This is a genomic window from Nocardia higoensis (genome assembly GCF_015477835.1).
In the GTDB taxonomy this organism is placed as follows: domain Bacteria; phylum Actinomycetota; class Actinomycetes; order Mycobacteriales; family Mycobacteriaceae; genus Nocardia; species Nocardia higoensis_A.
The window spans coordinates 1361523-1387124 of record NZ_JADLQN010000001.1; the positions used below are offsets into that span (position 1 = coordinate 1361523).

Here is a 25602-nt window from a genome sequence, read left to right on the forward strand (position 1 = left end):
GGACTGGCCGCAGATCATCGCTTCCCTGGCGGGTCGGTTACCGACGAATCGATGGGCTGGTCTCCCGCCGGTCAAATGCTGATTCCGGTCGGTTGAACCGAAATAGACGGTATGCGCGGATAATCGGGGATCGAACCGTCTCGCTGTTCGCAGCCGTTCACTGCCACATCCACCAGGGGGCTCGATGGAACCCGGTTCGCTGCTTCACACCGCTCGCACCGCCACCGGCGTCGCCCTGCGTGAACTTGGGCGGCGCACGCACTACGCCGAATTCGCCACTGGCGCCGACGCCGCCGCTCAGCGCAGTTTCGTCCGCGCCGTGCACCTGGCACAGCAGTCCGGCAGCCCTGATCGATTGGTACACGGACTGAGTTTCAGCGCGTTCTCGGAGCTGGCGCGTCGGTCTGGACATGGGCGGCCGATGCAGCGCCGACGTGCCGCACTGAGATCGGCTGACCCGCTCTCAGGTATGGCGCGGCTCGCCTGGCCCGCCCAAGGTCCAGCTCCGATCCTTGGTGATCTGGCGGCTCATCGCCCGGGCCATGCGCGACGCCTGGAGTACCGCGCGTGCGGCGAACGGACCGGCATATCGCTCGTCGACAACCTCGGTCCACAAAGCCAGCCAGCGCTGGAAATGCGCGACGGTGAGCGGGTGCTGCTGGTGCAGGCGGGTATGGACGGCGAGCGCGCTGCCTCGGTAGGACTTGGTGCCGAACAACACCGTTTCCCAGAAGTCGCACATCACCGGCAGGTGGGATTCCAGGCCCTTCTCGCGGAGTTCGGTGAAGGGCTCGATCAGCTCTTCGTCGATCAACGCTCTGGAGTAGAAGGCGCGCAACAGCGCTTCGATGTCCGCGCGGGTGATCAGATCGCTGCGCTCCGCCTGCACTGTCATCGGCTACTCCTCGGCCCGCCGGGTGTTGTGCCCGGGGTCACGTTGCCTACGCGGCGGGCCTACTACCGATGGTAGTCCGAGACCACCGGACCTCCGGGCGATGAGACAGACGAGACAGGCCCCGAGGTGCTGATCTGCTGCACTCGAATCGGTTGAGTCCGACGCGGTCGTCGTCCGACCGGCGCCGGGTTGCGCGAATTCCACTGGCAAGATGGAGTCGTTCAGCGATCCGCACGGGAGAGGACGCAAATGACCATCCTGGTGACAGGGGCCACCGCGAACATCGGCCGCAAAGTCGTCGACCACCTGCTCGCGCGGGGCGCCAACGATATTCGCGCGCTCACCACCAACCCGCGCAAGGCCGCGCTCCCCTCCGCGGTGCAGGTGGCCGAGGGCTACCTCCGCCGACCGGACACCCTGCCCGCGGCGTTCGAAGGGGTGGATCGGATGTACCTGGCGCCCACACCCGACAACGTCACCGAGGTGCTCGCACTGGCCCGCGCGGCCGGTGTGCGGCATGTCGTCGATCTTTCCGGTGAGCCGGAGAGCTGGTGGGGCGGCGTCTGCACGGCCGTCGAGGACAGCGGCATGGCCTGGACTCATCTGTGGCCGGGGGATTTCATGGAGAACACCCTGATCTGGGCGCAGCAGATCCGCGAGATCGGTGCTGTCCTGGAGCCGCTGCCCGAGGCCGCGAGCGCGCCGATCGCCATGGACGACATCGCCGCTGTCGCCGCCACCGCCCTGCTGACCGACACACATCTCGGCCGGGCCTACCCGCTGGCGGGGCCGGAGATCCTCACCCGCACCGACCTGGTCCGGCATCTCGCCGAGGCACTCGGCCGCAGCATCACCTTCCGGCGGGCATCCCGTGAGGAGACCATCGCCGTTCTGACCCCCGCCATGGGCGACACCGCGACCTGGTACGTCGACAACGTTCTGACCAGTTTCGACGTGCCGGCTTCAGCTCTGCCGATCACCAGCGTCCAGGAGATCACCGGCAGGCCCGCGACGACCTTCGCCCGGTGGGCCGCCGACAACGCCGCGCGTTTCGCTGGCGACTGAGGGGAGCTACCGGGGGATGAGCCGTAGCCGCCGAGGGGTGAGCGCTCCGACCCACGCTCACCTACTCGGCGACGGATTGGTCCCCGTGTCGAGACAACGGTGGGCTGGTGTCGACAGCAGCGTGTCGGCGGCGGAATAGGCATCCAGCGCCCCGGCGCCGACCGCATCGGCCAGCCGGTCGAGGTCGCTGTGCCCGCGCAGCCGAGTCCGGGCCAGCGAGAGGATCTGGACGCGGGCGCGGGCCGTGTGACGATCGCGGGTCTCGGCCGCGAGCATCGACTGCCCGCCCGTCCACAGCGACGGTCCACTCGCCCGGCTCGCCTCCCGCGCCGAGCAGGTCGTCGGCCAGCACCGGCCCGAGGAAGGCGACGTCCACCAAGCCCCTGCCGAACTCCTCGGCGACCAGCGCGACCTCCACACCGGACGCGCCATCGGAGCGCAACGAACGCCAGCCCGCGGTCTCGACGGCCTTGTCCAGCCGGGCGACCCGCTGTTCGTCGTCGAGATCGGCGACCGAGCCCGGCCCGAGTTCATCGGCCAATCGGGCAGCGGCGTCGCGTAATTGACGCTGTTCAGCGGTCAGACGGACATCCATGACGCTCCTTCAGTACTCGGCGCAGCACCTTGCCCTAGGGCAGGCGGGGAATCTCCGGGACGAACACGATCCGGCGCGGTTTCTTGTAGGTGGCCAGTCGGCTGCCGACCAGGTCGACGAGTTCTTCCTCGGTGACCGGCTCACCCGCGTGGACCGCGGCGATCACCGCCTCGCCGTCGGCCGCGTCGGGCACGCCGAAGACTGCGCAGTCAGTGGCGAGCGCGTGCACGACCTCGTCGTTCTTCCACGCTGGGCTGATGAGCACGACCGCCGAGCCGAGCCGCCAGATCGCCAGCACGGCGACGACGAGCTCCGGCCGGTTGGACGACATCAGCGCCACCCGGTCACCGGCCCGGACACCGCGGAGGGCGAGGTCGGCAGCCAGGCCGGCGGCGAGTTCGTCGAGTTCGAGGCGGCTGTAGGAGCGCTCCTCGAAGACGAGGGCGATGGATTCGCTCCCAACAGGCATTTGAGATGATCCCGTCTCGTGGGTGAGACCGCGTGCTACCCGGGGCGGCTCGAGGTTCGCCGCCATCTCGACAGCTCGGGCGGTTTCCTCGACGCCGCCGCCGTCCGGGCCTTCGTCGGCCGGGACGGGCGCGGCGAGGCATACGTGTGCGGGCTTGATGCGTTCATGGAGATGGTCGAGAACGCGCTGCCGGAGCCGGGCGCGGTCTACAGCGAGCGGTTCGGGACGCCCGTGCCCGCACCGCCGGTGTCGGCCGACCCGATCGCCTGGGGCGCCGCGGGCGTCTCGCCGGAAATCGGCCCGTCCAGCACGGATACGTCGGTGTCAGCGACAACCCCGTCCGCGACTGCCGCACCACCGCCCACGGGCGAGACCGGCATCGTGACGATCCTGCTCCACCGCAAGAAGAAGACGGTGCCGCGCCGAACAATTCGGTTGCTCGAGTGCTGGTGGTTTCGGCTAAGGTAACCGCTATGTCGAGCCCCGAGGCATCCAAGGTTGGGCTTTCGGTCACGCCGTAAGCCCCTGAATCACCGAGTTCGTGAGCCCAGCAGTTTCGCTGCGCGGGGGAACTCGCGCGCTTTCGGTGGCGCCGACGGTTGTGACGAGACGTTTCCTTTCGTTCTCTCACCTCGGAGCTCTCGATGCCTCTCGCGCTCTACCTGCTTGCCACGGCGGTCTTCGCCATGGGTACTTCCGAATTCATGCTCGCCGGCCTGGTCCCGGACATCGCCGCAGGCCTCTCCGTGTCTGTCGGCGCGGCAGGCTTGCTCACCTCTGCTTTCGCCCTAGGCATGGTCGTCGGGGCGCCGTCGATGGCGGTGCTGGTGCGACGGTGGCCCGCACGAGCGAGTCTGTTGGTGTTCTTACTGGCCTTCACAGCAACGCATGTCGTCGGCGCTCTCACAACGAGTTTCGGCGTGCTGCTGGCGACCCGGGTCGTCGCTGCCGTGGCGTACGCGGGATTTCTCGCCGTGGCGATCAGTACGGCGTCCACCCTCGTCGCGGCCGATCGGAAAGGACGTGCCCTGGCGGTGCTGCTTTCGGGTACCACGCTGGCCACTGTCGCCGGAGTTCCCGGCGGAGCGATGCTCGGCACCCTGCTCGGCTTTCGAGCAACGTTCTGGGCGATCGCCCTGCTGTGCCTCCCCGCTGCGTTCGGCATCCTGAAGGGGGTCCGGTCGCACATCGAACTGACCACAGCAGGCTCTCCGGCAACCCCACCACTGCGCACGGAGCTCGCCCAGCTGGCGATGCCCCCAGTAGTCCTGGTCATGCTGCTCGGCGCCCTGGTGAACGCGGCCACCTTCGCGACGTTCACCTTCTCGGCGCCGATCGTGACCGAGGTCGCCGGCCTGGCAGAACTCTGGATTCCTTTCGTGCTGATGATCTTCGGTGTCGGGGCATTCAGCGGCGTCACGGCAGCAGGACGGCTTTCCGATCAGCGTCCCGGCATCGTCATCGCCGTTTGTGGGCCGTTGCTGTTGCTCGGCTGGATCGCGACGGCAATCCTGGCTGATCGACCGGCGGCGCTGCTGCTCCTGGTCTTCGCGCAGGGTGCGCTGTCGTTCGCGGTGGGCAGCACCCTGATCGCGCGGGTGCTCTACGAGGCGGCAGGCGCACCGACCATGGCCGGGTCGTATGCCACTGCCGCACTCAATATCGGCGCAGCCGCCGGACCGATCGTCGCGGCGGCGACTCTCGCTACCGGTGCCGGTGACCTCGGGCCGGTGTGGGCGAGCAGCCTCCTGGTCGCACTCGCACTGGTCATCGCACTGCCACTACTGCGAGTTGTCGCGCCCGTCGCGGCTGAGTGATTCCGCGACCGCGTCGGTCGTCTGATCACGCGGCCCCGTGCTGGTCCAGCAGCGGTGGTGGACGATATCGCGGTTGGTAGTCCGCGACGCGGATCGGACTGCCGACGAGCCGGTGATCCCCCGCCCGGATCACGACATCCGGAGTGGCTTCAAGCGCCTCGGGCAGTTCTCGGACGGCGGCGGCCGGGATGCCCAGCGGTCGTAAGCGCGGCGGCATGATAGTTCAGCTGCGACAGCATGACCTCGTAGAGCGAGACGTCGATCTGACCGCCGCGGCCACCTTCGACCGGCGGGCACCGATCCGCTATCGTCTACACCATGGGCGAGAGCATAATTCTTTTCCAAAGCGATTGACAATTTCGCGAGACTGACGATCTCACGTCAGCCGTCCCACAGACGACCCCCACCGCCGGCACCTGATCGGAGAATATCATTCTCCTTATATGCGTAAGTCATTTCTGAAACGCTGGCGCGCACACGAGGTGCCTCCCTTGTGATATGGGGTTATCCGTTACAGTGCATTCATGTTCTCTTCACATCACCAGGGCTGGAGGCGCCCGTGACCAGCCCGAGCGAGCAGCCGGCCTGGAAAGAGCGCGCCGTCGAGCGTTCCCTGCGGACCGCCAAGCTTCGCGCCGAACAGCGCGTCCAGCGGTTCCTCGACGCAGCTCAGGCGATCATCACGGAGAAGGGCAGCACGGATTTCACCGTGCAGGAGGTCGTCGACCGCTCCAAGCAGTCACTGCGCAGCTTCTACCTGCAGTTCGACGGTAAGCATGAGCTGCTGCTCGCGCTGTTCGAAGATGCGCTCGGCCGCACGGCGGACCAGTTGCGCGCCGCCGCCGACGGCGAGGCCGAGCCGTTGGACAAGCTGAGGGTCACCGTGGAGTTGCTGTTCGAGTTGTGCAGGCCCGATCCCGGCGCGCAGCGTCCGATGTTCACCGATTTCGCCCCCCAGCTACTGGTGAGCCATCCCAGTCAGGTGAAAGTCGCGCATGCGCCGATGCTGGCGCTGTTCACCGAACTGATGGAAGAGGCCGCCGCCGCGGGCGCGCTGCGCGAGGGCGTCGATCCGCGTCGCGTCGCCGCGATGGTCATCCAGACGGTCATGTTCACCGCGCAGTCGGCGACCGGCGAGGAGGATCAGCGGCCGATCACCGCCGCGGAGATCTGGGACTTCTGCGCGCACGGATTCACCTCCGGTAAGTGAGCACCTGAATCGAGTCCGATGGCGGGGCAAGTCGTTCGAGCCTGCCCCGCCCGCACTCCGCGCATCACCCGACCGGAAGCAGGTCGGCGGCGACCTGCGGCACGAGCGTGGCGCCGCTGCGGAAGATCTCCGTCGAGCCGACCGTGAGCGACGACGCCGCCGCCGCGCTCAGCGCCTGCGCCTTGAACGCCAGCGCCGCCATGCTGAGCCGATGCAGCACCGGATCCACCCGATGCTCGGGCGGGGACGACCAGTCCTCGCCCCACACCACGACCTCGACGCCGCCGTCGCGCAGCGCCTCGAGCACCCCGCGGTGCGCCCGCGAATCCCGTTGGCAGACAGCGCTGGCGATGCCGAGCGCATCGGGTCTGCGCCCCTGCCCGCTCGCGGAGAGCACCGACTCCAAGTCGAGCACCTCTGCGCCGAGGATGCGCAGCGGGCGGGAGTCGGCCAGATCCGCGACCAGAACGGTCACCTCCCAGCCGGCGATCGCACGGTCGAACAGCCATCCACCGGCGTGCTCGACAACGTCGATGATGCTGGTCCCGACGATGTCGAGCCGGTAGCGGGTGGTTCCGTGGCCGGAGCGAAGTCCCGGGCCAGCGCCCGAGTGTATTCCTCGAACACCTTCGCCAGCGGGGTCGTGCAGCGGCGCGTCGGGTTGCAGGTTCTCCACCAGCATCACCACGAAGGTGCCGACCAGCTCCGGTGAGCGCTGGATGCGTTCGGCGACCCGGCCGATCTCGACGAACAAGTCCCCGGTCAGGTCGGCCTGGGACAGATCGTCGGCGTCCTTGGCATCGAGAACAGCATGCAGCAGTTGTTCCTTGAACGGGAAGTGGTGCAGCAGTCCGGCCGGGCTGACACCGGCCTCGCGCGCGACCATCGCGACAGTGGTGTTGCGCCAGCCGTTCCGGGCGAGCAGTGAGGCACAGGGGCGAGGAGCTGTCCCGCGGAACACCTGTCGGCTGGAACCAAGTGAACACACAGTAGGTTGGTTTCGCGGCTGTGACAAGAGTCTCATGGCGTGGCGAAACTGTTCACCGCGTTCGCGTCGCACACCCTTGTGAAACTTCACGAGGAGAACATCATCATGCTTTCATCTGCTGCTCGGTTCCGCGTGAGCCATTGCGTCCGAACGCCTTCTTCTCCTACAGCGATGATCTCATTACCGCGCTGCTCGGCGCTGCCGACCGGCGCCTCGACCACACCCGAACTCCCACGGAGGTCATGATGTCGGTTCCGATCAGCAGTGCTTCGTTGTATCCGTTGGGTGGTTTCGGCCCGCCGAAGGACCGGCGCGGCAGCGCCCGAGGTAGTCTCGGCCTGCCCGCGGGCACCGAGGTGTTCTCGGCCGACAATCACATCTCCCTGGCGCACGACATCTTCTTCGAGCGCTTTCCCGCGAGCCTTGAGGACCGCGCAACCCGCGTCTGGTACGAGGGCGGCGCCTACCAGCTCGGCCGCAAGGGAAAGTCGTTCCTGCCCGGCGATTTCAGTCACGTGCTCACGCAGTACGACCCACTGGACGGGTCGGGCAGCGCCAACTGGTGGGAGCCCGCGGGCGCTCACCGCGCGGGAGATGTTCGACTGCAACTTCTTGAACAAGGTCGTCACGAACGCGAGGCCGAGACCGCCAAGTACGCGCTGGCCTGCGCCCGGAACCGCCCTACCGACACCATCTTCATGCAGCAGGTCTTCTTCGAGATCATGAAGCAGCAGCAGGGCGAGTACCTGGGCAGCCTGCTCAGCGGCTTCTTCGAGTCGTTGGGTGGTCACATCCACGCCGACGACGACGAGCTCATGCTGGACAAAGCCTTCGACAACGGGCTGAACGAGTCGGTCGAGGACAACGACTCCCGATTCCCGCCCGAGTTCCGGCTCAGCAAGTCCGCGCGTGAGGAGCGGGAGTGAGCACAGATCCGCCGCTGGACGGCTGCACGGTCGTCGCCCTGTCCCCCGGCATCGCCGGAGCCTACTGCACGCGCTTGCTTCGCGACGGTGGCGCGCGGGTCGTGAAAGTCGAAGCCCCAGCAGGTGATCCGCTCCGCCGCTGGAGTGCGTGGGGGGCCGTGATTCCCTCGGGTCAGGACGGCGCACTGTTGGCGTACCTGTCCGGCGGCAAGCACTCGGTGGTCGCCGATCCGGCGCGGCGCGCGGACCTACGAGATGGTCGAGACGCTGTTGGACGGAGCCCATGTGGTGGCCCTGCACGCACGTCCTGGCCATGCTCGGAGCAGAGGTCGTCCACTCGGGTCCGCCGCTCGTCCGGACGGCACCCGGCTCATCGCGGGCGTGCCGAACACCGAGGACCAGTGGTGGGAACGCTCCTGATCTTCTCTGGTCTCAACACCGGCAAGAAGAGCATCACGATCGACTGGCGCGACGAACGCGGCCGCGGTCTGCTGCGTCGGCTGGCGGCCACGTGCGATGTGGTGGTGGAGAACTACACGCCTCGCGTCATGGAGCAGATCGGCCTCGATTACCCGTCCTACCGCGCCCTGCGCCCCGACGGGATCATGGTGCGCATGCCAGGTTTCGGCCTCACCGGACCATGGCGCGACAACCCCGCCTTCGCGTACGTCATCGAAGACACTCGGGCATCACCGGACTCACCGGCCATCCCGACAGCAATCCGGTGCAGCCGTATTCGATCGGCGACCCGAATGCGGGCATCCACGCGCTGAACGCGCTGCTCCTCGCCCTCGAACACCGACGGTCGACCGGCGAGAGCGTTCTCGTGGAGGCGGCGATGGTCGAGGCGGCACTCAGCGTGGCAGCCGAACAGGTGATCGAGTACTCCGCCTATGGCGCGCTCCTGCGGCGGGACGGCAATCGGGGACCCGAGGCCGCTCCGCAGAACCTCTATCGCACCGCGGGGGCCGACGAGTTCGGCGGGCGTGATCGGTGGGTCGCCATCGCGGTCGCCACCGACGCCCAGTGGCGCTCGCTACGCGAGGCGCTCGGTAATCCCTCCTGGGCATCGGATCCGGAGTTGGACAGCGCGGCCGGGCGACGATGGCGACACGACGAGATCGACGCCCGGCTCAGCGCGTGGTGCGCCGAGCACACCGACAACCAGGTCATCGAATCGCTCTGGCCCGCGGGCATTCCGGTCGCCAAGGTGCTGCAACCGCACCGACAGGGCGAGATCTCGCAGCTGGAAGCGCGCGGCTTCTACGAGACAGTCGAGCATCCGGTCCTGCCAGCGGCCCGGCACAGCACGCTTCCGGCCCGATTCTCCGCCGGCCCCGCCCGACTGCACCGCGGTCACGCGCCGCTGCTGGGGGAGCACACCACCGAAGTGCTCGCCCAGCTCGGAGTCGATGCGGTGGAACGTGCCGACCTCGAGTCGGCGGCCGTGGTCGGCGGTGTACCGAGCGTGGCCGAACGGTCCGCCCGCTGACCACACCACAGGAATGCTGTCAGGACCAGGCGGTCACCAGCGGGCCTTCGACACCACTGATCAGACAGTCGCCGACCCCGGTGCATTGGAACTGCATCTCTGCCCGGACCTTGTGCACCGGCGAGTAGATCATCGGAGTCCAGAAGGTCGTCCACTCCGGGTGATCGGGGTAGGAATCACCGCCGATGCCATCTTGGAAGACGAAGACCTGCTCGTACCCGGTGTCCTGCACAGCCCTCATCACCATCGGAATCTGCGACATGGTCCACCCGCGGGGATAACGGACCCAGCGGGCCCAGTTCGTCTTACATGTCGGCGACCATCGAACATCGAGTCGGCCGACCTCGGTCTCCGTGGTCACAGTGGTGTAAGCATCGGCCCCGCATCCGGATGTCCTGGGATCCTGCCCGGAGCAGTAGTCGCCGTAGCAGTTCACCGGTTCGGCCGTAGCCGTGCCGCTCACCGCGATCGTGGCGCCGAACGCGAGCCCGAGCGTCGCCGTCATCGCCACCAGTACTCGCCGGACCGTCCTGAGTGTGCCCATTCTCCGCGACCTTTCGTCACAAGCCCCGCCGCACAGTGATTGCACAACGACGTATCATCCAGTATCGCGGGCCGTCAGGTCCGGCACAGTCCGCCGAACAATCGACGCAGGCTGCATGCACCGGGTGTTCTTCGCAGTACCCCGAAGTCATCGACCGGTCCGGACAATCACGGCCTCACGCGCCTGAGGCGAGCACGGAGGGCGTTCCGTCGGGAATCAGCCCCCTCTGTCTCGGAGTCTGCGAGTCCATCGCGCCCGACATCTTCGAAGTGGATGATTCCGGCGATATGGTCCTGTTGCGGGAACACGTCACCACCAGCGCGCACGCTGATGTCGAAGCGGCGCTTGCGAGCTGCCCGACCCTCGCGTTGCGCCTCGAGCTCTGACGGACCGCGGCCGTCGCGACACAGCCATCCGCTGCGCGGCACGGAAATTCCGAGCAGGGCGCATGGGAGAATGGCGGCATGCCGACCGCCGAGCACCGGGACAAGGCCCGTCGAGCACGTTCCTTCGGCGCCGCGGCGCAAGAGTACGAGCACGGCCGGCCGTCCTATCCACCGGAATCCGTCTCCTGGCTGGTGCCCGAGGACGCTCGAACCGTGGTCGACATCGGAGCGGGCACCGGCAAGCTGACCCGCACCCTGCTGTCGCCGGGCCGAGAGGTGATCGCGGTCGAGCCTTCGGCCGAGATGCGCGATCAGTTCGCTCGGGTTCTGCCGGATGTCCGAATGCTGGCAGCGACAGCGGAGTCCATCCCACTCCACGAGTCGAGCGCCGACGTCATGGTCTGCGCGCAGGCCTGGCACTGGGTGAGTCCCGAGCGGGCGACACCGGAGGCGGCACGGGTGCTGCGGCCGGGCGGGCGGCTGAGTCTCGCGTGGAATACCCGTGATGTGTCCGAGCCATGGGTCGCCGAGCTGGACCGCATACTCAGCGATCGAGCGGCGTCGGCGCGGGCCGGTGTGCGAGTTCCGCAGTTGCAGCATCCTTTCGGCCCCCTCGAGCGCCAGGAATTCCGCTGGACGCACCCGACCTCGCCGGAGGAGATCATCTCCATGGTCGCCTCGCGCAGCTACGTGATCACGATGGCGCCGATTGCCCGGCAGGAATTGCTCGACAGCGTGTGGGCTCTGGTGGAAGCGGAGGCACCGACCGGGATGCCGTATGTCACCGAGTGCTATCGCGCCGCGGTCGAGACACCCTGACCGCGATTCTGTGGAGTAGACAGCAACCATGCTCGGACACCTCGGTATCAATGTCCCCGACTTGGCGGCCGCGAAGCGGTACTACGACGCCGTGATGCCACACGTCGGCTTCGAACCGTTCCTGGACGCCGAGGACGAGTTCGCCTACCGCCCGGCCGGAGGCAGGCCGGGAACGTACCTGTTCTTCTACCCCGCCGCGGACAGCGCGCCGTATTCCCGCCACCACGTCGGCCTGCAGCATCTGGCGTTCATGGTGAAGACGAGATCGGCGGTGCGCGAGGTGCACCGGCTCGTGCGGCATCTCGGCAGCGAAGTGCTCCACGATCCGCGGGTGTTTCCGCGGTATCCCCAGCCGTACTTCGCGACGTTCTGGCTCGATCCCTTCGGAGTGATGCTGGAGGCGGTCTGCCACCACGACCGCGAGTGACCGCGGCTGGGGCGAGTCCGCACACGCGATCCCGAACTGCGGCGCTACCCTATAACGGTCGTTATGAGCGGGAAAGGGCGGGCGATAGTGGCGGAGTCGACGCAGGCGCGGGAGCGGATGGTGGCCGGTGCGGCGGACATGTTGCGTCGGCGCGGGCTCAATGCGACCAGCGTGCGGGAGCTGGCCAAGCATTCCGGTGCGCCACTGGGGTCGACCTACCACTATTTCCCCGGCGGCAAGACACAGCTGGCGGCCGAGGCGGTGCGATTCGCCGACGAGCTGACCGTGCGCACGCTGCGCAGACAGCTCGAGGCGGGACCGGTGGACGGGCTGCGCGGGTTCGTGGATCTGTGGCGTCAGGTCGTGCTCGACAGCGATTTCCGCGCCGGTTGCCCGGTGCTGGCGGTGTCGGTGGAAGACCAGCCCGACAGCGGTGACGAACCGCGGCGCGCCGCGGCAAAGGCATTCGCGGGCTGGACGGACATGTTGGCCACGTCGATGCGTGAGCACGGCGCCACGACGGAGGCGGCGCTGCGGACCGCGACCCTCGTGGTCGCCGCCGTCGAGGGCACGGTTGCCCTGTGCCGGGCGCAGCGCAGCATCGAGCCGCTCGACCGCACCGTCGACGCGCTCGAAGCGGCCGTGCGCAGCGTGCTCGACCAGAGCGACAGCTGAGAAGCCGGGGTCACGGAGACGTTCTATAACGACTGTCATAAGGTGGAGTGATACCGCCGCACGTGCCGACCGGCTCCGGCGCGATCGACAAGAGGGAACTTCCGAGATGACCGACGACGCCTGCTACTTGCCCATCAACGACCCCGCATTCGCCGCCGAGGGCATGGAGTGCTTCGCCCCCACCGAACACGTGCTCGGCCCGTGGGGACCGATCCAGCACGGCGGCCCCATCTCCGGGCTCCTCACCCGAGCGATGGACCGGTGCGCGCCGCGGGAGAACGCGCGCCTGACCAAGATCTCGGTCGACCTGCTCGGCCCGGTCCCGATGTCCGAGGTCCGGGTCGGCGCGCGGGTGACGCGACCCGGCAAGCGCATCGAAATGCTGTCCGCCGTCCTCGAGGCACGCCAGACCGACGGCTCCTGGCGCGCCGCCGCGACCGCGTCGGCCTGGCGGCTGGCCAACCAGCCCACCGACGATGTGGTCCGGCGCGCCGACGCCCCCCTCGAATTGCCCGAACAGGCGCCCGACCTGAGCACCGTGGAGGTGTCCTCGGCATGGTCGATGAAGGGCTTCGTCAACGCGATGCAGTGGCGCCTGGGCGCACCCGGCGGACAGCCGGGCGAACCGACGGTGGCGTGGGTGAACCTGAAGCTGCCGTTGGTGGCGGGCGAGGAGCTCTGCGGGATCGAACGGCTGATGACCGTCGCCGACGCCGCCAACGGTGTCGGGGCGCGGCTCGACCCGGCCGAATTCGCTTTCCTCAACACCGAATTGACCGTGCATTTGTTCGAGGAACCGCGGTCTCCGTGGATCGGTATGGCCGCGGAGGCCTCGGTCGGCAGCGATGGTGTCGGCATGAATGCCGCAGTCCTGCACGCTCCGCACGGGCCGATCGGCCGGGTCGCGCAGAACCTGCTCGTCGAGCGGCGCGCGCCCGTCAGCGCCTGATCGATACGACGCGGGATTCACCGCACCGGACTCCCGAGTGGCCGTCGCGGCCGGCTGGACGATCGACCTCGGCCCGCGCCTGTGGCCATACGTGTCCCCGGCAGACAGCCCGGGTACACGGAGGCCGAGGCAGTGACTTCAGGCAGTCGAGGCAGGCAGGCTCTCCCACCCACGCACCGTCGAGGTCGGCGACAGCCGGGCGTTGGACATGTCGACCTCCCACTCCGGGAAGCGTTTCAGGATCTCCTCCAAGGCGACCCGCCCCTCCAACCGGGCCAGGGCCGAGCCGAGGCAGAAGTGCGTGCCGACGCTGAACGACAGGTGCTGGCGGCCGCCCCGATGGATGTCGAAGACGTCGCCATCGGGCGGGTAGACGCGGTGGTCGCGGTTCGCGGCGCCGATGAGCATCATCATGACGCTGCCTTCGGGGACGGTCCGGCCGTGGATCTCCACGTCCCTGGTGACATACCGGGCGACGTGCGGGGCGGGCGGTTCGAAGCGCAACAGTTCCTCGACGGCTTTGGGGATGAGCCTCGGATCTCGGCCAATTCCCTTCGCTGGTCCGGGTGTTCGGCAAGGACTTTGCCCGCCCAGCCGATGAGGCGGGTGGTCGTCTCGTTGCCCGCGCCCGACACCACGTTGATGTAGGTGAGCAGTTCCTCGCGGGTGAGTTTGCGCTCCACACCGTGCTGGTCTTCGAATTCGACGTTCATCAGCTCGGTCATGATGTCGTCGGAGGGGTTCTCGACGCGCCATTCGAGATAGCGCTCGAAGATCTCGCCGGTGGGCAAACCCTCGGAAGCCGCCTTCATGGGCTTGCCTTCTTCGGTGCGCATCTGGTCGTCGGCGAAATCGCGGATGGCTTCCTGATCCTCTTCGGGGATGCCGAGGAGCATGCCGATGGTCTTCATCGGCATCTGCGCGCCGATGTTGAGGTCGTGCTTCTCGCTGTAGAACAGCGGTGACTCTTCGCGCAGGCGCTTGAACATCGGGTAGGGGTCGGCCTTGAGTCCGATGTCGTCGAGCGGAATCGCCAGGCGCAGCGTCGGAATCCGACGCAGCAGGGTTTCGAAGATGATCCGCAATTCCGCGCGGGCGAGCTGCTGGCCGACGCACTGGTGCGGGCCGAAGCCGAGGTGGTGGGCGGCGGGGCGGGTGACATCGAGCCGGTCGGGCTTCTCCCATTCGTGCTCGTCCCAGTTGGCTGCGGAGAGGTCGAAGATGAGGCCGTCGCCAGCGCGGACGGTGATCTCGCCGATCTCGATATCGGCGGTGGCGATGCGGCGGTTCCCGATCGCGGCGAAGTTGTCCGGCGTGCGAGGGTCCGCCTTGCGCGGTTCCCGGACCGTCGCCGTGGCGAACGGTGAGGAAGGCGAGCCCGCCTCCGTCAAGGACAAGTGGCTGATGCGCCATCGACCGCATCTGGTTCTCGACGATTGGGGCTACGCCGTCCTCGTCGGCGACGGCCGAATCGCACCCGAGGACCGGCCCGATGTGATGCGCGCCCTACTCGACTGCCCCGCGCATGCGATCATCGCCATGTCCGAATCCGATCCACCGAACACGCTCGAACGGCCAGAAGGGAACATTCCGTGAAGACCAACCTGTCCTGCCCCTGCGGTGAACTGATCACCGGAACCGACGAAGACGATCTGGTCGAGAAGGTCAACGCGCATCTGGCCGCGAACCACCCCGGCCACGAGTACACCCGCGATCAGATCCTCATGATCGCCTACTGACCTGCTCTCCGGGTCCACGCACGACAACAGCCCGTCCTGCGGCTGCGCCGGGGGCGGGCTGTCGCCTGTTCCGAGCCCGGCGGTCGATGCAGTCGAGCGGGAACCCGCGGCACCACCGCGACCTGACCACCCGACGTCGTTGTCACCCCGGTGGACCCGACGGCGGAGACCGGTCGTCGGCTAAGGTCGGATTGTTTTGTCGGCAGCGAACCTTCGGCGGTCCCCACGATGATCGAGATCGGACTTGCGGTCGTTGCCGTCGCCGAAGCTGTGGGCCTGCTCGTGCTGTGGACACAGCTGACCCGCACTCGGACAGAGTTGACTCGCACTCGGACATCGCTGAGTCGCAGTCGCCGCGACATCGAAGAACTCGAGCGCCGGATCGACACCCGTCGACAGCTGATGACCAGTGGCCGGGAAGCGGTGAAGACCGTATGGGAAACCGCGAATCTCGTGCGCGAGAAGGGTCTGCGCAGAGTGGTGCTCGGCTCGATCGAGGAACTGGCCGGGTGGGCGCAGGTGGAGCGACCCGACCTGGCGCGACTGGTGCCCGACGGTCACGTCGCGATCGTGTTCTCCGATATCGAGGGCTCCACCGCTCTCAACGAGCGGCTCGGTGATCAGGCGTGGGTCAAGCTGCTCGACCGCCACGAGAAGCTGATCCGCAGACTCGTCGCCGCGCACGGCGGGCACGTGGTGAAGAACCAGGGCGACGGGTTCATGATCGCCTTCGCCGAGGCCGCGCAGGCTGTGCGGTGCAGCATCGACATCCAACGCTCGCTCAGCAGCCGCGCCATGAAAGCCGGCAACCGCGAGAACGTCCGCGTGCGCATCGGCATCCACACGGGCAAGTCGGTCCGCCGCGGCGATGACCTCTTCGGCCGGAACGTGGCGATGGCCGCCCGGGTCGCCGGACAGGCGCACGGTGGGGAGATTCTTGTCAGCGAGGCGGTGCGGTGCGCGGTCCGCGATGAGCCCGGCATCGTCGTCACGCCCGCCCAGGAAGTCGAACTGAAAGGCTTCACCGGAACACATCAGCTCTACACAGCCGCAGACGCAGGCTGAGCGACTGGCGGCCGGATCCACCGGAGCGATGTCGTGGTCGGCGAGTGCGCGCGACCGCACCCACCTGCGCGCGACCGGACACCTCGTGTCGTTGTCACACTCTGCACGCCGACGTCGTCATCTCGTCGCGAACCTTTCGCGACGACAGGAGAGACACGTGTCCGTGGATATCATCAACCCGTCCGAACTGCACGACCCGACGGGCTTCGGGTACAGCCACGTCGCCCGCGTGACCGGAGAACTCGTACTGCTCGCCGGCCAGTACGACTCCGATCAGGACGGTCACACGACGACCACCGAATTCGCCGGTCAAGTCGATCGTGCCTTCGGCAATCTCGGGATCGCGCTGCGATCCGCCGGACTCGACTACCGCGATGTCGCGCAGTTGCGGACCTTCATCGTCGATCACGACCTCGACAAGCTGACGATCCTCGGTAAGAAGATCGCCGAGATCTGGGGGGACAAGCCACCGGCGCAGACCCTGCTCGGCGTTGCCGCGCTCGCCCTGCCGGGGATGCAGTTCGAGGTGGACGCGGTCGCGGTCCGGGACTGACCCGCCCGCGTCACGCACGTATTCCAGGCATTCCCGCGGCGGGATCGACGATGCCGCGACCGACCCACTCCCGATACAGGTCGTCGGCTCGGTATTCGCAGGCCGCAAGCGATCCGCCGGATCCCGGAACAGGACTGCGATGCTGCCGCTTCGGATCAACAAGCCGGACTCCGGGATTTTCGCCTTTCCCGAGAACGGACGTTTCGCGAAGAGGACCCTCAGAGACCCGGACGGAAATACATGCGCACCCGAGGATCCTCGGATGCGGACAGTTGCGCCGTCGTCCCTGCGGCGAGAACGCGCCCCTTGCTCATGATCACCAGGTTGTCGGCGAAGCCGGTGGCGGCGAGCATCGGGATGTCGTGAGTGATGATCAGGCAGGCGGCGCCGGAGTCGGCGTACTCCCGCAGCGACTTCCACACGGCATAGGCGGTGCCCTGGTCAAGCGACGCGGTCGGCCCGTCCGCGACCAGGACGTCGGGCGCGGCGAGCAGGGCGGCCGCGAGGGCGGCGCGCTGGAGCTGGCCCGACGAGTTGTGCTGCGGAAGCAGGCTCATGGCTTCGGTCGGGTAATAGGCCATGGCGCAGACGTGTTCGACAGAGCGTGCCCCGTGCCGTTGTTCCAGTTCCAGGAGTTGGGCCCCGACGGTCCGGTCGGGGGTGAACGCGTCGAGGCCGTCCTGGGGCACGTAGCCGACGGTGCCGTCGATCAAGACCTCACCGTTGGTCCTGGCCGATTCCGGCAGGTGGCCGGTCAGCGCACGGGCGATCATCGTCTTGCCGTCGCCGGGGCCGCCGAGAAGAGCGGTGATCCGGCCGGAGGGAACGTCGAGAGTCACTTGCTCCAAGACGTTTCCACGCCAGCGGCCGGTATCGATGTGCACGGTCACGGAACGCAGGGCTGCTGTCATGGTCGCAGTATCGTGCACTGGCCGGATGATCCGCCGGGAATCACCACGCCGGATTCGTAGGCGAAGACGACGAGCTGGGCACGATCGCGGGCGCCGAGTTTCGTGAGCAGTCGGCCGACATGCGTTTTCACTGTCGCGATGCCGACATGCAGCGCCACGCCGATCTCGGCGTTGGAACTCCCGGCGGCGATGTGGCCGAGCACCTCGCGCTCGCGCTCGGTAAGGGCCGCGAGAGGCTCGGAACCCGATGTGGGCACGGCAGGTCTGCGGGCGAACTCGGTGATCATGCGTCGGGTGATGCTCGGCGTCAACAGGGCATCACCGCTCGCGACGACCCGGATGGCGTGCAGCAACTGTTCGGGCGAGGAGTCTTTCAGGATGAAGCCACCCGCGCCGCTGCGCAGTGCGCGAAAGACGTGCTCATCCTCATCGAAAGTGGTCACGATCAGCACATGCGGCCCGTCGGGGCCGTCGGCGGCGATGTGCCGCATGGCTTCCAGACCGTCCATGACCGGCATGCGGATATCCATGAGCACGACATCGGGCCGCAACTGGCGGGTCAGCCGCACCGCTTCGCCACCCGTGCCTGCCTCGCCGACCACGGTGAGATCGGGAGCGGAGTCGACCAGGACGCGAAAACCCGCGCGTACCAGTGCTTCGTCGTCGGCGATCAGGACACGGATCAGATCCGATGGGACCGGGTGCGAGGTGTCAGACATGGCGTTCCACGTCGATCGGGAAGCTCGCGGCCACCGCGAAGCCGCCCTCGGGGCGTGGCCCCGCCTCGAATCCACCGCCGAAGAGCGACACGCGCTCGCGCATGCCTGGCAGGCCGAGCCCCGAACCGCTGGAATCGATGACTGCGGGCGCTTCGGATGGGGAGCCGTCATCGGTGATCGAGACGGTCAATTCCTTCGGCGCATGCCGGATCTCGACCACAGCATGGCCGGTGTTCGCGTGTTTGACGACATTCGTCAGCGCCTCTTGCACGATGCGATACACCGTGGTCTGCAGCACTGGTGGATAGTCCATCGCCACACCCGCCACCCGATATTCGACCATCAGCCCATCATGGCGCAGGCCGTCGACGAGATCGGCCACCTCGGCCAGGCATGGCTCGGCAGGTTCGGCGCGCAGGCCTGGCTCGCGGATCTGCAACAGGACGGCCCGCAGTTCGGTGAGTCCGGAGCGGCTGGCCGTCTCGATGGTGCTCAGCGCCCGACGCGCCTCATCCGGATTCTCGTCGAGCAGCAAGCGAGCCACCCCGGATCGCACCGCGATCATGCTCAATGTGTGCGAGAGAAGGTCGTGCACATCGCGTGACACCCGCAGTCGTTCCTCGGCCCTGATCCGGCGTTCCGCCTCGCCTGCTCGCTCGCGCTCCTGCTCGGCCAGACTGCGCCGGTACTCCCGCCGGGTCCGGAACGTGTCACCGAGCAGCCAGGCCGGTGCGGCGATCAAGAGTTGCACCATGTTCTGGTCCTGATCCGAAGAGATGTGGACCGCCACCAGGGCGGCTGCCGACATGGCGAGCACGGCCAGGCCAGTAGCCGTCAGCGATTCTCGTCGTGGTCGCCGGTCCGCCAGCGTGAGTACGGCGATGCCGACGACCGGGCCTGCATTGCTCACCCACGGCGTGAACCGCACCCCGGCCAGTGCGGCCGCGCACAGCACAGCCGACACCGCGATCAGCACGGCCAGGGGCCGTCGCCGTCGCACGATCAACGGGGCAACCGCCGCGACGCCGAATCCGGCGATCTGCGCCGTCGATCCGATCCCCCTCGTCATGCCCACCAGTAGCGGCCCGGTGAATACCACGAAGCAGGCGACGACGATCGCGATGTCGATGGCGTCCGGTCCCGAAAAGTCCGACCGATGACGTACTGCGAGCCGCTGATGCCACGGTGCAGCCGACGACGGCGTGGCCGGTGCGGACGGTAAGGCGGTGATCGACATGCGGCGACGGTAACCGCCGGGCTTCCGACGACGCATCGGCCTCGCGGACCACCTTTCGCATCATCCACAGGTCGGATGCCGCTCGCGGTGCCCGACCGGGGTGAGCGGGCAATTCCCGGCCACGGGCTGACGACACGTCGAGGGACTGGACGCCAGGCTGGTCGCATGAATATATCTGGTGGCTTTCCCTTTTCGTCCGGTCCTGACGGTGTCGTCAGGACCGGCATCCGAACGCGCCTGTCGATTCCCCTCGCCACGGTCGCCGCCGGGTCGTTCGGGGCGGGCATCGTCTCCGGTGGTATCTCCTTCCTCGATCGATCCCCGCATCGCGCGCAACATGGTGCGGGCACCGCCGCCTGGCCGCCACATCTGGCGCTGCTCGCGCTCGCGGTGACCGTCACCGCGCTGGTGATGCGCCGCAATGCCGCCCCGGCCGGCCTGCTACTTGCACCGATCGGTTCCCGGGCCGCGCACCGACTGGGACGCACCCTGTCGTCGGCCGGGCGCCACCCGACCGCGGCACTGCGACTCCTGATCGGCATCCTGCCGATGGCCATCCTGCTCTACGTCCCCTGGCGATTCGGCGTTCAAATCCTCGGCGGCCTCGATCCGAATTTCACCGCCAATGCCTGGGGCGGTCCGAGCTACCTCGGCGCGATGGCCTGCCACTATCTCGACGGCGCTCTGTTGCTCGCCGTGTCGGCAGGCCTGCTGAACCTACTCCTGCTCCCGGCTGAGGAACGCGAGCAGAGGCACTCGCACACGTGACGGCCGTCGCCACCGCACACGGAACGGACGGCTTCCCAGCCACCGCCCCCCGAGGTGACCGCCCGATTCGACGTCAGGATCGTTCGGCGAGTAGACCACCGCACAGCAGAGTGAGCTGAGCCGAGGCCGCCGCCAGATCACGCCCTTCGGTCGCGGCGACGCGCATCCCGGCCTCGTTGACAGCCCCCAGCAACAGTTGCGCGGCCAGGCTCGGCTCGACTCCGGCAACGAGCTGCCCCTGCTCGACGAGCGACTCGAGCAGTCCCGAGATGAGCACCAACGACCGTCCGCCGTCGAGCGCCCGCCAGCGCGACCAGCCCAGTGCGGCAGGGGCTTCGACGAAGACGATCCGCTGGACCAGCGTGTCGTGGGCCAGTGCCCGCAGGACCACGGGTCCGAGCGCCAGCAGTCGCGCACGCGGGTCGGCCTGCTCGGCCAGCGCATCGGTGACCCGGGAGACCAGCACACCCTCGGACCGGGCGAACACCGCCTCCATCACCTCGGTCATGTTCGCGAAGTGGTGGTAGAGCGCCCCTCGGGTGACACCGGCCGCCTCGCTCAGCCCTGTCGTCGTGACGGCGGCGAATCCCTCACTCGCGAACAACCGCGTCGCGGTGTCGAGGAGCCGCTGTCGGGTAGCCAGCGCCTGGGACTGTCTCACTGTGGCCATACCGGCATCCTAGCCATTGACATACAGACTGTATGTCACATTCAATCTGTATGTGAACGTCGAACAGATCGAACAGCAGCAGCCCACCAACGGCACCGAGCTGATGCGGCTCTTCGTGCCCCAATCTCCCTTCGTCGCCCTCCTCGGAATCCGGATCGAGAAACTGACCGACGACGAAGCGGTCCTTCGCCTCCCGTGGCGACCCGAACTCGCGACCGTCGGCGACATGGTCCACGGCGGCGCCATCTCGGCCCTGGCCGATATCACCGTGATGGCCGCGGCCTGGTGCGGCCGGGAGCTGCCGGGCACACTGCGTGGCGTCACGACCTCGCTGTCACTGCAATTCCTCGAGCCCGCCCACGCCACCGACCTCATCGGCCGCGGCCGCCCGCTTCGACGCGGCTCGACCCTGACCGCCCTCGAAGCCGATATCGAGACTCCCTCCGGAATCCGGATCGCCAAAGCCATGGCCTCCTACAAGGTGGGCTGAGTCCGATGCTTCGAATGAAGACCGCGTGCGAGCTCTGCGCGACCTCGTTGCCTCCCGACGCTGCCGCGTTCATCTGCTCCTACGAGTGCACCTACTGTCCGCAATGCCATGCCGATCTGAGGCGATGCCCGAATTGTGCGGGCGAACTCACCCCGCGACCGCGCCGCACCACCGGCCTGACCGAGATCGCCTCCCGAACGCCATCCCGCCTGGGCCGCCTCGCCCGCCGCCTCACCCAGCGGTAGCCCATCGATGCACACACAGCCTGGTCGGCGCAGACCCGCGACCATCCGACGCGTGTCATAGGGGGTCGCCGTCGGCGCCGAGGCAGAGATATCGATATCCGCCCGAGCCACCACACAGTGCATCTGAACGGCGGAGCCTGCGCACCACATCTCTCGGTCGCGGTCCCGGTGTCGTCGAGCGGCCGCTGCCGGGATCGCCGGCAACGGGGGTAGCCGTGACCTCCTCGCTAGGAAGTGGCGACCTCTGGTTCGGTTTGCTCTTCCGGTTCCGGTTCCGGTTCCGGGTGCGGTGTCTTGGCGCGGGGCAGCAGCGAGTACCCCGAGCAGACCACGCCGAAGAACAGATATCCCAACGCGACCTGCGGGGCTGCCGCCCAATCGACTTCGGCCGCGTGGATGAGCCCGATCCAGCTGAGCACCGCGCCCACGCCGGAGGCGATCGCCGCCGCGACGAACCGTTTGTCCAGGACGAAGGTGACGATCGCGCCGAGGACCAGGCCGGCGAGTACCGCGCCCGAACCCAGCGTCTTCAGTCCGTCGTAGACCACGCCCGCCTGCCCGAGCGCCTCCGCGCCGATCTTCTCGGCCGAGGTTCCCGCCGCACTCAGCGCATTGTCGATCTGCCCGACCGCCCATTCGGCGAGATTCGGCAGCAATGCCGCTACCACCGCGACCGCGTGCAGCCGCGGCACCGCCTGGAAGGCCTGGGCTCCGATCAGCAGGCCGATGTACAGCAGGATCGGCACGATCGCCGGAATCGGGAGGATAGTGGCGAGCAGGCCGAACAGGCCCAGCAGACACATCGATCCGATGATCGCACCGCTGGCGAGGGAGTAGCCGGTGCGGCCGCCGGCGTCCTTCCAGCCGGGATGGCCGATATAGACGGCGGGTGGGAAGGGCGAGCCGAATCCGGCGCCGATCACGGCGCCGAGTCCGTCGGCGAGCAGGACGCTGCGCAGATTGTAGTCGTCACCGGCCGCCGCCGCGCTCTCCACATTGCTCATGGCTTCGGTGAAGTTGTAGACGCCCAGCGGGATCGCGGTCGCCAGCAACGGCGCCAGATCGCCCAGACCGTCGAGCAGCAGATCGAGGCGTAGATCCGGCAGGCCTACGGCGATATCGCGCGCGGCTTCGGTGACATCCGGGGCCGACATGTAGCCGCCGATCCAGCCGATGGCCGTGCCGACGAGTAGCGCGACGAGCCCGACCGGGATATTGCCCGGCAGCTTGGCGTCGGTGAAGAAACCGATCAGGATGATCGCCAGGACCGGAAGCCCGATCCAGGCCACCTCCCACATCTGGGCGGCGGGCCGCATCGCGATGAACGTGATGGAGATGCCTGCCAGGGTGCCCAGCATCGCGGCGCGCGGGGTGATCCGGCGGATGAACGGGCCGACGAACGCGCCGATCATCACGATCACGCCGATCATGAACGCCCATGCCAGGCCCGCGGACCAGGCCTGGAGTGCGTCGCCGGTCTTCAGGTAGATCGGCAGCATCACCACGAACACGACGATGAACATGTGCGGCACGCTCGGCCCGTACGGCAGGGCCGTGACGGTGTCGCGGTTCGCACGCCGGGCCAGCCTGCGTGCCAGCAGCATGTAGTACAGATTGCCGAGCACGAGGGCCAGGCCCAGCGCGGGCAGCACCGTGCCCAGGACATCGCCGCTGGGGATGTGCACCACGGCGATGGACAGTGTGGTGAGGGTCAGAACGTTGACGAGGATGTTGAACGAGAGCCCGAAGAAGGCATTCGTGTCCCCTCTGGTCCACCAGGGCAGGGACAGTCGGGCGACGGGCTGGGATTCGTCGGAGAGTTCCGTATCGACGGACATCGGCTTTTCCTTGTGCGCTGGTGTTATGCGGAGGTGTCGGCTGGGATGAAGGGAGCGAGTGCGCCGATGACGGCTGCCGAATCGGCGACCCATCCGAAGATGCCGCCCTGGGCGGCGATCATCTCCAGACCGACGCGCTGGAACTGCGGGAAATACGAACCGACGCAATCGGAGACGACCAGGCATTCGTAGCCCCGGTCGTTGGCCTCGCGCACCGTCGTGTGCACACACACTTCGGTGGTGACGCCGGTGACGAGCAGCGACTCGACGGAGTTCCGCTTCAGTACCTCGCCCAGTTCGGTCGCGTAGAACGCGCCCTTTCCCGGTTTGTCGATGACGACTTCACCTGGCAGTGGGGCTAGTTCGTCGACGATGTCGTGTCCGTACTCGCCGCGCACGAGAATGCGCCCGAACCGGCCCGGATCGCCGATGCGCTGGGAGAGATTGCCGCGGTTCAGCTTCGCCGGCGGGCAGTCGGAGAGGTCGGGCAGATGACCTTCGCGTGTGTGGATCACGGGGATGCCCGCTGATCGCGCGGCGCACATCAGCCGCGACAGCGGGTCGATCACGGTGCGGAGCGCTGCGACATCGTTGCCGAGGCTTTCGCCGAATCCACCGGGAAGCAGGAAGTCACGTTGCATGTCGATCACGAGCAGGGCGGTTGTGCTCGGATCGAGGGAAAAGGGGGTCGGTATCGCAGGAATGTGCTGAGGTCCGGTCATCTTCGCTCTTTCTGTCTGATCAGGACATCCATGTGCTCCTCGACCGGGCGCGGCTCGTCGAGGATTCGGGCGGCCGCGGCGAGCACGGTGTCGTCGGACAGGGCCGGTCCGAAGACCATCGCCGAGACCGGACGACCATCGGCAGCGGTGCCCATCGGCACCGCGACCGCGGTGAGGTCGAGCAGATTGCCGAAGTGGGTGTAATGGCCGAGCATTGTGTTGGTGCGGATAGGGTCGGCCTGCACCTGATCGACGGTGAAGGTGGTGCCGATAGTGGGCACGACGATGACGTCGACGTCGGCCCACATCCGGCCGACCACAGCGCGCAACTCCTGGAGTCGCTGTTGCGCGCGGAAGACGTCCACGGCGTCGAACCGATAGCCGCCGGAGAGGATCTCGCGGATCACCGGAAGGATCGACGCGGGCTTATCGGCGATGAAGTCACCGAATTCCACCAGCCGTTCGGCGACCCACGGGCCCTGGTACAGCAACTCCCCCGCGTCCAGAAACGGACGGAGTGTGGTCGTCGTGCAATCGAATCCGAGACCGGCCAGGCGATCCCGGATGCCGAGGTGGGCGATCCGGAAGATCTCGTCACCGAAGAATTCCAGTTCCGATTCCGGCGGCAGGCCCATTCGGATGCGTTCGCCGCGGTAGCGCGGTCCGCGTGCGCGGCTCCACGGATCGTCGGGATCCGGTACGGCGATGACGTCGAAGACCCGGTCCAGGTCTGCTATCCGTGTGGCCAGCAGAGTCAGGCAGTCCAGCGACTTGCAGGCGGGTACCAGCCCTACTGTGCTGATCAGTCCCCGCGAGGGCTTCCAGCCGACGATGCCGTTGAGCGCGGCGGGAACTCGGCCGGAGCCGGCCGTGTCGGTGGCGACACAGAAGGGCACCTGCCCGAGCGCGACGGCCAGCGCGGACCCCGAGCTCGATCCACCGGAGATCAGATCTCCGCCGAAGACGCTGCGCGGAATCGGGTACGGCGTTCTGGTGCCGTTCAGCCCCGTCGCGAACTGGTCCAGGTTGCTCTTGCCGACGAACAGTGCGCCCGCGTCGAGCAGGCGCTGCACCGCGGGTGCTGTTTCGGTGGCGATGTAGGCGAAGTCCGGGCATGCGAGCGTCGTGGGCCAGCCCGCGACGTCGATACTGTCCTTCACACCGAACGGCACGCCGTAGAGCGGCAGCGTGCGCGCCCCCGGCCTGCGTTCGATCTCGGCCGCCGCGGCCAGCAGTCGCTCGCGCGGCACCGGCGTGATCCAGGTGCCGTCGTCACCGCGCGCCGCGATCGCGTCCGCGACCCGCATCGCGGTGTAGGTAGGTGTACCACTGCCGCTTTCGTGCGAAGCGAGGATCTCCGACACGGTTGGCCCGGGATTCAGCATCTG

General features: G+C 67.6%; 29 protein-coding genes and 7 pseudogenes. 19 read left to right on the forward strand and 17 right to left on the reverse strand.

The genetic code is table 11. The features are described from left to right. Positions 1-157: 157 nt before the first annotated feature. Together IU449_RS06065 and IU449_RS06070 are read right to left on the reverse strand one after the other, a co-directional pair. Positions 158-364, reverse strand: a complete 207-nt coding sequence (locus IU449_RS06065; RefSeq protein ID WP_195000927.1) for a hypothetical protein — start codon at positions 362-364, stop codon at positions 158-160. A 99-nt stretch (positions 365-463) separates the two neighbouring features. Beyond that, entirely contained in the window at positions 464-895 is a 432-nt protein-coding gene (locus IU449_RS06070) for a group III truncated hemoglobin (protein WP_195000928.1), read from the reverse strand. Between the two features lie 249 nt (positions 896-1144). Between IU449_RS06070 and IU449_RS06075 the strand changes: the two genes are divergently transcribed. Continuing rightward, a complete protein-coding gene (locus IU449_RS06075; RefSeq protein WP_195000929.1) occupies positions 1145-1960 on the forward strand; it encodes an NAD(P)H-binding protein in 816 nt (271 codons plus the stop codon). A 57-nt stretch (positions 1961-2017) separates the two neighbouring features. Here IU449_RS06075 and IU449_RS06080 read toward each other — a convergent pair whose 3' ends face one another. The 3 genes and pseudogenes from IU449_RS06080 to IU449_RS06090 form a co-directional block, all read right to left on the reverse strand. Continuing rightward, positions 2018-2236, reverse strand: coding sequence for a hypothetical protein (locus IU449_RS06080; RefSeq protein WP_195002579.1), 219 nt, complete (start codon positions 2234-2236; stop codon positions 2018-2020). Beyond that, a pseudogene (locus tag IU449_RS06085) lies at positions 2226-2555 on the reverse strand (acyl-CoA dehydrogenase); the annotation flags it as partial. The pseudogene IU449_RS06085 and the gene IU449_RS06080, both read right to left, overlap by 11 nt. Positions 2556-2589: 34 nt before the next feature. Next, the gene (locus IU449_RS06090; protein WP_416382104.1) at positions 2590-3090 is read right to left on the reverse strand and encodes an AMP-binding protein; all 501 of its coding nucleotides are present in this window, start codon (positions 3088-3090) and stop codon (positions 2590-2592) included. On the opposite strand from IU449_RS06090, the gene IU449_RS06095 reads away from it, so the two are divergent. Together IU449_RS06095 and IU449_RS06100 are read left to right on the forward strand one after the other, a co-directional pair. Next, on the forward strand, positions 3043-3492 hold the full coding sequence (locus tag IU449_RS06095; RefSeq protein ID WP_195000931.1) for a hypothetical protein: 450 nt from the start codon (positions 3043-3045) through the stop codon (positions 3490-3492). The genes IU449_RS06090 and IU449_RS06095 overlap by 48 nt on opposite strands. Positions 3493-3668: 176 nt before the next feature. Continuing rightward, complete coding sequence (locus IU449_RS06100; RefSeq protein WP_195000932.1) at positions 3669-4841, forward strand: Cmx/CmrA family chloramphenicol efflux MFS transporter; 1173 nt, start codon at positions 3669-3671, stop codon at positions 4839-4841. 25 nt (positions 4842-4866) lie between these two features. Here IU449_RS06100 and IU449_RS28875 read toward each other — a convergent pair. After that, positions 4867-5049: pseudogene (locus IU449_RS28875) on the reverse strand (CoA transferase); the annotation flags it as partial. Between the two features lie 351 nt (positions 5050-5400). Here IU449_RS28875 and IU449_RS06105 point away from each other — a divergent pair. After that, positions 5401-6051 carry a TetR/AcrR family transcriptional regulator gene (locus IU449_RS06105; RefSeq protein WP_195000933.1) on the forward strand — a complete coding sequence of 217 codons (651 nt, stop codon included), beginning with the start codon at positions 5401-5403 and terminating at the stop codon, positions 6049-6051. 64 nt (positions 6052-6115) lie between these two features. On the opposite strand, the gene IU449_RS29795 is transcribed toward IU449_RS06105, so the two are convergent. Further along, positions 6116-7075, reverse strand: a complete 960-nt coding sequence (locus IU449_RS29795) for a helix-turn-helix domain-containing protein (RefSeq protein WP_416382105.1) — start codon at positions 7073-7075, stop codon at positions 6116-6118. Positions 7076-7284: 209 nt separating this feature from the next. On the opposite strand from IU449_RS29795, the pseudogene IU449_RS06120 reads away from it, so the two are divergent. The 3 pseudogenes from IU449_RS06120 to IU449_RS06135 all read left to right on the forward strand — a co-directional run. Next, positions 7285-7599 (forward strand): annotated as a pseudogene (locus IU449_RS06120) (amidohydrolase); the annotation flags it as partial. 362 nt (positions 7600-7961) lie between these two features. Next, a pseudogene (locus IU449_RS29800) lies at positions 7962-8078 on the forward strand (CoA transferase); the annotation flags it as partial. Positions 8079-8236: 158 nt separating this feature from the next. Continuing rightward, positions 8237-9457: pseudogene (locus IU449_RS06135) on the forward strand (CaiB/BaiF CoA transferase family protein); the annotation flags it as partial. A 19-nt stretch (positions 9458-9476) separates the two neighbouring features. Here the strand turns inward: IU449_RS06135 and IU449_RS06140 are convergent. Next, on the reverse strand, positions 9477-10001 hold the full coding sequence (locus tag IU449_RS06140; RefSeq protein WP_195000934.1) for a DUF2690 domain-containing protein: 525 nt from the start codon (positions 9999-10001) through the stop codon (positions 9477-9479). A 35-nt stretch (positions 10002-10036) separates the two neighbouring features. On the opposite strand from IU449_RS06140, the gene IU449_RS29635 reads away from it, so the two are divergent. From IU449_RS29635 to IU449_RS06165, 5 genes are all read left to right on the forward strand, one after another. Continuing rightward, positions 10037-10387 (forward strand): ferredoxin, encoded by a 351-nt coding sequence (locus IU449_RS29635; protein ID WP_324188107.1) that lies wholly within the window; start codon positions 10037-10039, stop codon positions 10385-10387. A 78-nt stretch (positions 10388-10465) separates the two neighbouring features. Next, a complete protein-coding gene (locus tag IU449_RS06150; protein ID WP_195000935.1) occupies positions 10466-11206 on the forward strand; it encodes a class I SAM-dependent methyltransferase in 741 nt (246 codons plus the stop codon). A 28-nt stretch (positions 11207-11234) separates the two neighbouring features. Then, positions 11235-11633: a VOC family protein gene (locus IU449_RS06155; protein WP_195000936.1), complete on the forward strand. Its 399-nt coding sequence runs from the start codon at positions 11235-11237 to the stop codon at positions 11631-11633. A 63-nt stretch (positions 11634-11696) separates the two neighbouring features. Next, the gene (locus tag IU449_RS06160) at positions 11697-12308 is read left to right on the forward strand and encodes a TetR/AcrR family transcriptional regulator (protein ID WP_195000937.1); all 612 of its coding nucleotides are present in this window, start codon (positions 11697-11699) and stop codon (positions 12306-12308) included. Positions 12309-12414: 106 nt separating this feature from the next. Beyond that, the gene (locus IU449_RS06165; RefSeq protein ID WP_195000938.1) at positions 12415-13257 is read left to right on the forward strand and encodes a thioesterase family protein; all 843 of its coding nucleotides are present in this window, start codon (positions 12415-12417) and stop codon (positions 13255-13257) included. Between the two features lie 138 nt (positions 13258-13395). Here the strand turns inward: IU449_RS06165 and IU449_RS06170 are convergent. After that, positions 13396-14273 (reverse strand): annotated as a pseudogene (locus IU449_RS06170) (cytochrome P450). Positions 14274-14369: 96 nt separating this feature from the next. Beyond that, positions 14370-14654: pseudogene (locus IU449_RS29805) on the reverse strand (hypothetical protein); the annotation flags it as partial. A gap of 7 nt (positions 14655-14661) precedes the next feature. On the opposite strand from IU449_RS29805, the gene IU449_RS06180 reads away from it, so the two are divergent. The 4 genes from IU449_RS06180 (at position 14662) to IU449_RS06195 (ending at position 16614) form a co-directional block, all read left to right on the forward strand. Further along, positions 14662-14853, forward strand: coding sequence for a ferredoxin (locus IU449_RS06180; RefSeq protein WP_195000939.1), 192 nt, complete (start codon positions 14662-14664; stop codon positions 14851-14853). Continuing rightward, complete coding sequence (locus tag IU449_RS06185) at positions 14850-14996, forward strand: DUF1059 domain-containing protein (protein ID WP_195000940.1); 147 nt, start codon at positions 14850-14852, stop codon at positions 14994-14996. Before IU449_RS06180 ends, IU449_RS06185 begins: the two co-directional genes overlap by 4 nt. Before the next feature lie 228 nt (positions 14997-15224). Next, entirely contained in the window at positions 15225-16061 is an 837-nt protein-coding gene (locus IU449_RS06190; protein WP_195000941.1) for an adenylate/guanylate cyclase domain-containing protein, read from the forward strand. A gap of 157 nt (positions 16062-16218) precedes the next feature. Then, positions 16219-16614, forward strand: coding sequence for a RidA family protein (locus IU449_RS06195; RefSeq protein WP_195000942.1), 396 nt, complete (start codon positions 16219-16221; stop codon positions 16612-16614). Between the two features lie 218 nt (positions 16615-16832). Here IU449_RS06195 and IU449_RS06200 read toward each other — a convergent pair whose 3' ends face one another. The 3 genes from IU449_RS06200 to IU449_RS06210 are packed head-to-tail and all read right to left on the reverse strand — an operon-like array spanning position 16833 to position 19481. Continuing rightward, entirely contained in the window at positions 16833-17525 is a 693-nt protein-coding gene (locus IU449_RS06200) for an ATP-binding cassette domain-containing protein (RefSeq protein ID WP_195000943.1), read from the reverse strand. Next, complete coding sequence (locus IU449_RS06205) at positions 17522-18244, reverse strand: response regulator (protein ID WP_195000944.1); 723 nt, start codon at positions 18242-18244, stop codon at positions 17522-17524. Before IU449_RS06205 ends, IU449_RS06200 begins: the two co-directional genes overlap by 4 nt. Next, positions 18237-19481, reverse strand: coding sequence for a sensor histidine kinase (locus IU449_RS06210; RefSeq protein WP_195000945.1), 1245 nt, complete (start codon positions 19479-19481; stop codon positions 18237-18239). The genes IU449_RS06205 and IU449_RS06210 overlap by 8 nt, the downstream gene beginning before the upstream one ends. 165 nt (positions 19482-19646) lie before the next feature. On the opposite strand from IU449_RS06210, the gene IU449_RS06215 reads away from it, so the two are divergent. Then, positions 19647-20249, forward strand: coding sequence for a hypothetical protein (locus IU449_RS06215; RefSeq protein WP_228803736.1), 603 nt, complete (start codon positions 19647-19649; stop codon positions 20247-20249). 73 nt (positions 20250-20322) lie between these two features. Here IU449_RS06215 and IU449_RS06220 read toward each other — a convergent pair whose 3' ends face one another. Beyond that, complete coding sequence (locus tag IU449_RS06220) at positions 20323-20919, reverse strand: TetR family transcriptional regulator (RefSeq protein ID WP_195000946.1); 597 nt, start codon at positions 20917-20919, stop codon at positions 20323-20325. A 103-nt stretch (positions 20920-21022) separates the two neighbouring features. On the opposite strand from IU449_RS06220, the gene IU449_RS06225 reads away from it, so the two are divergent. Both IU449_RS06225 and IU449_RS06230 read left to right on the forward strand, forming a co-directional pair. Next, positions 21023-21409 carry a PaaI family thioesterase gene (locus IU449_RS06225; protein ID WP_195002353.1) on the forward strand — a complete coding sequence of 129 codons (387 nt, stop codon included), beginning with the start codon at positions 21023-21025 and terminating at the stop codon, positions 21407-21409. 14 nt (positions 21410-21423) lie between these two features. After that, positions 21424-21654 carry a DUF1272 domain-containing protein gene (locus IU449_RS06230; protein ID WP_228803737.1) on the forward strand — a complete coding sequence of 77 codons (231 nt, stop codon included), beginning with the start codon at positions 21424-21426 and terminating at the stop codon, positions 21652-21654. 227 nt (positions 21655-21881) lie between these two features. Here IU449_RS06230 and IU449_RS06235 read toward each other — a convergent pair whose 3' ends face one another. From IU449_RS06235 to IU449_RS06245, 3 genes are read right to left on the reverse strand one after another with little or no spacing between them, the layout of a single operon-like run. After that, the gene (locus IU449_RS06235; protein WP_195000948.1) at positions 21882-23492 is read right to left on the reverse strand and encodes a regulator; all 1611 of its coding nucleotides are present in this window, start codon (positions 23490-23492) and stop codon (positions 21882-21884) included. A gap of 23 nt (positions 23493-23515) precedes the next feature. Further along, positions 23516-24214, reverse strand: a complete 699-nt coding sequence (locus tag IU449_RS06240) for a cysteine hydrolase family protein (protein ID WP_195000949.1) — start codon at positions 24212-24214, stop codon at positions 23516-23518. Continuing rightward, complete coding sequence (locus IU449_RS06245; protein WP_195000950.1) at positions 24211-25599, reverse strand: allophanate hydrolase; 1389 nt, start codon at positions 25597-25599, stop codon at positions 24211-24213. Before IU449_RS06245 ends, IU449_RS06240 begins: the two co-directional genes overlap by 4 nt. Positions 25600-25602: the final 3 nt, after the last annotated feature.

Bases quoted from the DNA above. Each gene is read 5' to 3' on its own strand.
- IU449_RS06080 (WP_195002579.1), bottom strand. From the start codon at position 2,236: ATGCTCGCGGCCGAGACCCGCGATCGTCACACGGCCCGCGCCCGCGTC.
- IU449_RS06090 (WP_416382104.1), bottom strand. From the start codon at position 3,090: ATGGCGGCGAACCTCGAGCCGCCCCGGGTAGCACGCGGTCTCACCCAC.
- IU449_RS06155 (WP_195000936.1), top strand. From the start codon at position 11,235: ATGCTCGGACACCTCGGTATCAATGTCCCCGACTTGGCGGCCGCGAAG.
- IU449_RS06160 (WP_195000937.1), top strand. From the start codon at position 11,697: ATGAGCGGGAAAGGGCGGGCGATAGTGGCGGAGTCGACGCAGGCGCGG.
- IU449_RS06210 (WP_195000945.1), bottom strand. From the start codon at position 19,481: ATGTCGATCACCGCCTTACCGTCCGCACCGGCCACGCCGTCGTCGGCT.
- IU449_RS06220 (WP_195000946.1), bottom strand. From the start codon at position 20,919: ATGGCCACAGTGAGACAGTCCCAGGCGCTGGCTACCCGACAGCGGCTC.
- IU449_RS06230 (WP_228803737.1), top strand. From the start codon at position 21,424: ATGAAGACCGCGTGCGAGCTCTGCGCGACCTCGTTGCCTCCCGACGCT.
- IU449_RS06075 (WP_195000929.1), top strand. From the start codon at position 1,145: ATGACCATCCTGGTGACAGGGGCCACCGCGAACATCGGCCGCAAAGTC.
- IU449_RS06100 (WP_195000932.1), top strand. From the start codon at position 3,669: ATGCCTCTCGCGCTCTACCTGCTTGCCACGGCGGTCTTCGCCATGGGT.
- IU449_RS06070 (WP_195000928.1), bottom strand. From the start codon at position 895: ATGACAGTGCAGGCGGAGCGCAGCGATCTGATCACCCGCGCGGACATC.
- IU449_RS06190 (WP_195000941.1), top strand. From the start codon at position 15,225: ATGATCGAGATCGGACTTGCGGTCGTTGCCGTCGCCGAAGCTGTGGGC.
- IU449_RS06180 (WP_195000939.1), top strand. From the start codon at position 14,662: ATGCGCCATCGACCGCATCTGGTTCTCGACGATTGGGGCTACGCCGTC.
- IU449_RS06205 (WP_195000944.1), bottom strand. From the start codon at position 18,244: ATGTCTGACACCTCGCACCCGGTCCCATCGGATCTGATCCGTGTCCTG.
- IU449_RS06245 (WP_195000950.1), bottom strand. From the start codon at position 25,599: ATGCTGAATCCCGGGCCAACCGTGTCGGAGATCCTCGCTTCGCACGAA.
- IU449_RS06235 (WP_195000948.1), bottom strand. From the start codon at position 23,492: ATGTCCGTCGATACGGAACTCTCCGACGAATCCCAGCCCGTCGCCCGA.
- IU449_RS06150 (WP_195000935.1), top strand. From the start codon at position 10,466: ATGCCGACCGCCGAGCACCGGGACAAGGCCCGTCGAGCACGTTCCTTC.
- IU449_RS06225 (WP_195002353.1), top strand. From the start codon at position 21,023: ATGCGGCTCTTCGTGCCCCAATCTCCCTTCGTCGCCCTCCTCGGAATC.
- IU449_RS06165 (WP_195000938.1), top strand. From the start codon at position 12,415: ATGACCGACGACGCCTGCTACTTGCCCATCAACGACCCCGCATTCGCC.
- IU449_RS06240 (WP_195000949.1), bottom strand. From the start codon at position 24,214: ATGACCGGACCTCAGCACATTCCTGCGATACCGACCCCCTTTTCCCTC.
- IU449_RS06215 (WP_228803736.1), top strand. From the start codon at position 19,647: ATGAATATATCTGGTGGCTTTCCCTTTTCGTCCGGTCCTGACGGTGTC.
- IU449_RS29795 (WP_416382105.1), bottom strand. From the start codon at position 7,075: ATGAGACTCTTGTCACAGCCGCGAAACCAACCTACTGTGTGTTCACTT.
- IU449_RS06200 (WP_195000943.1), bottom strand. From the start codon at position 17,525: ATGACAGCAGCCCTGCGTTCCGTGACCGTGCACATCGATACCGGCCGC.
- IU449_RS06140 (WP_195000934.1), bottom strand. From the start codon at position 10,001: ATGGGCACACTCAGGACGGTCCGGCGAGTACTGGTGGCGATGACGGCG.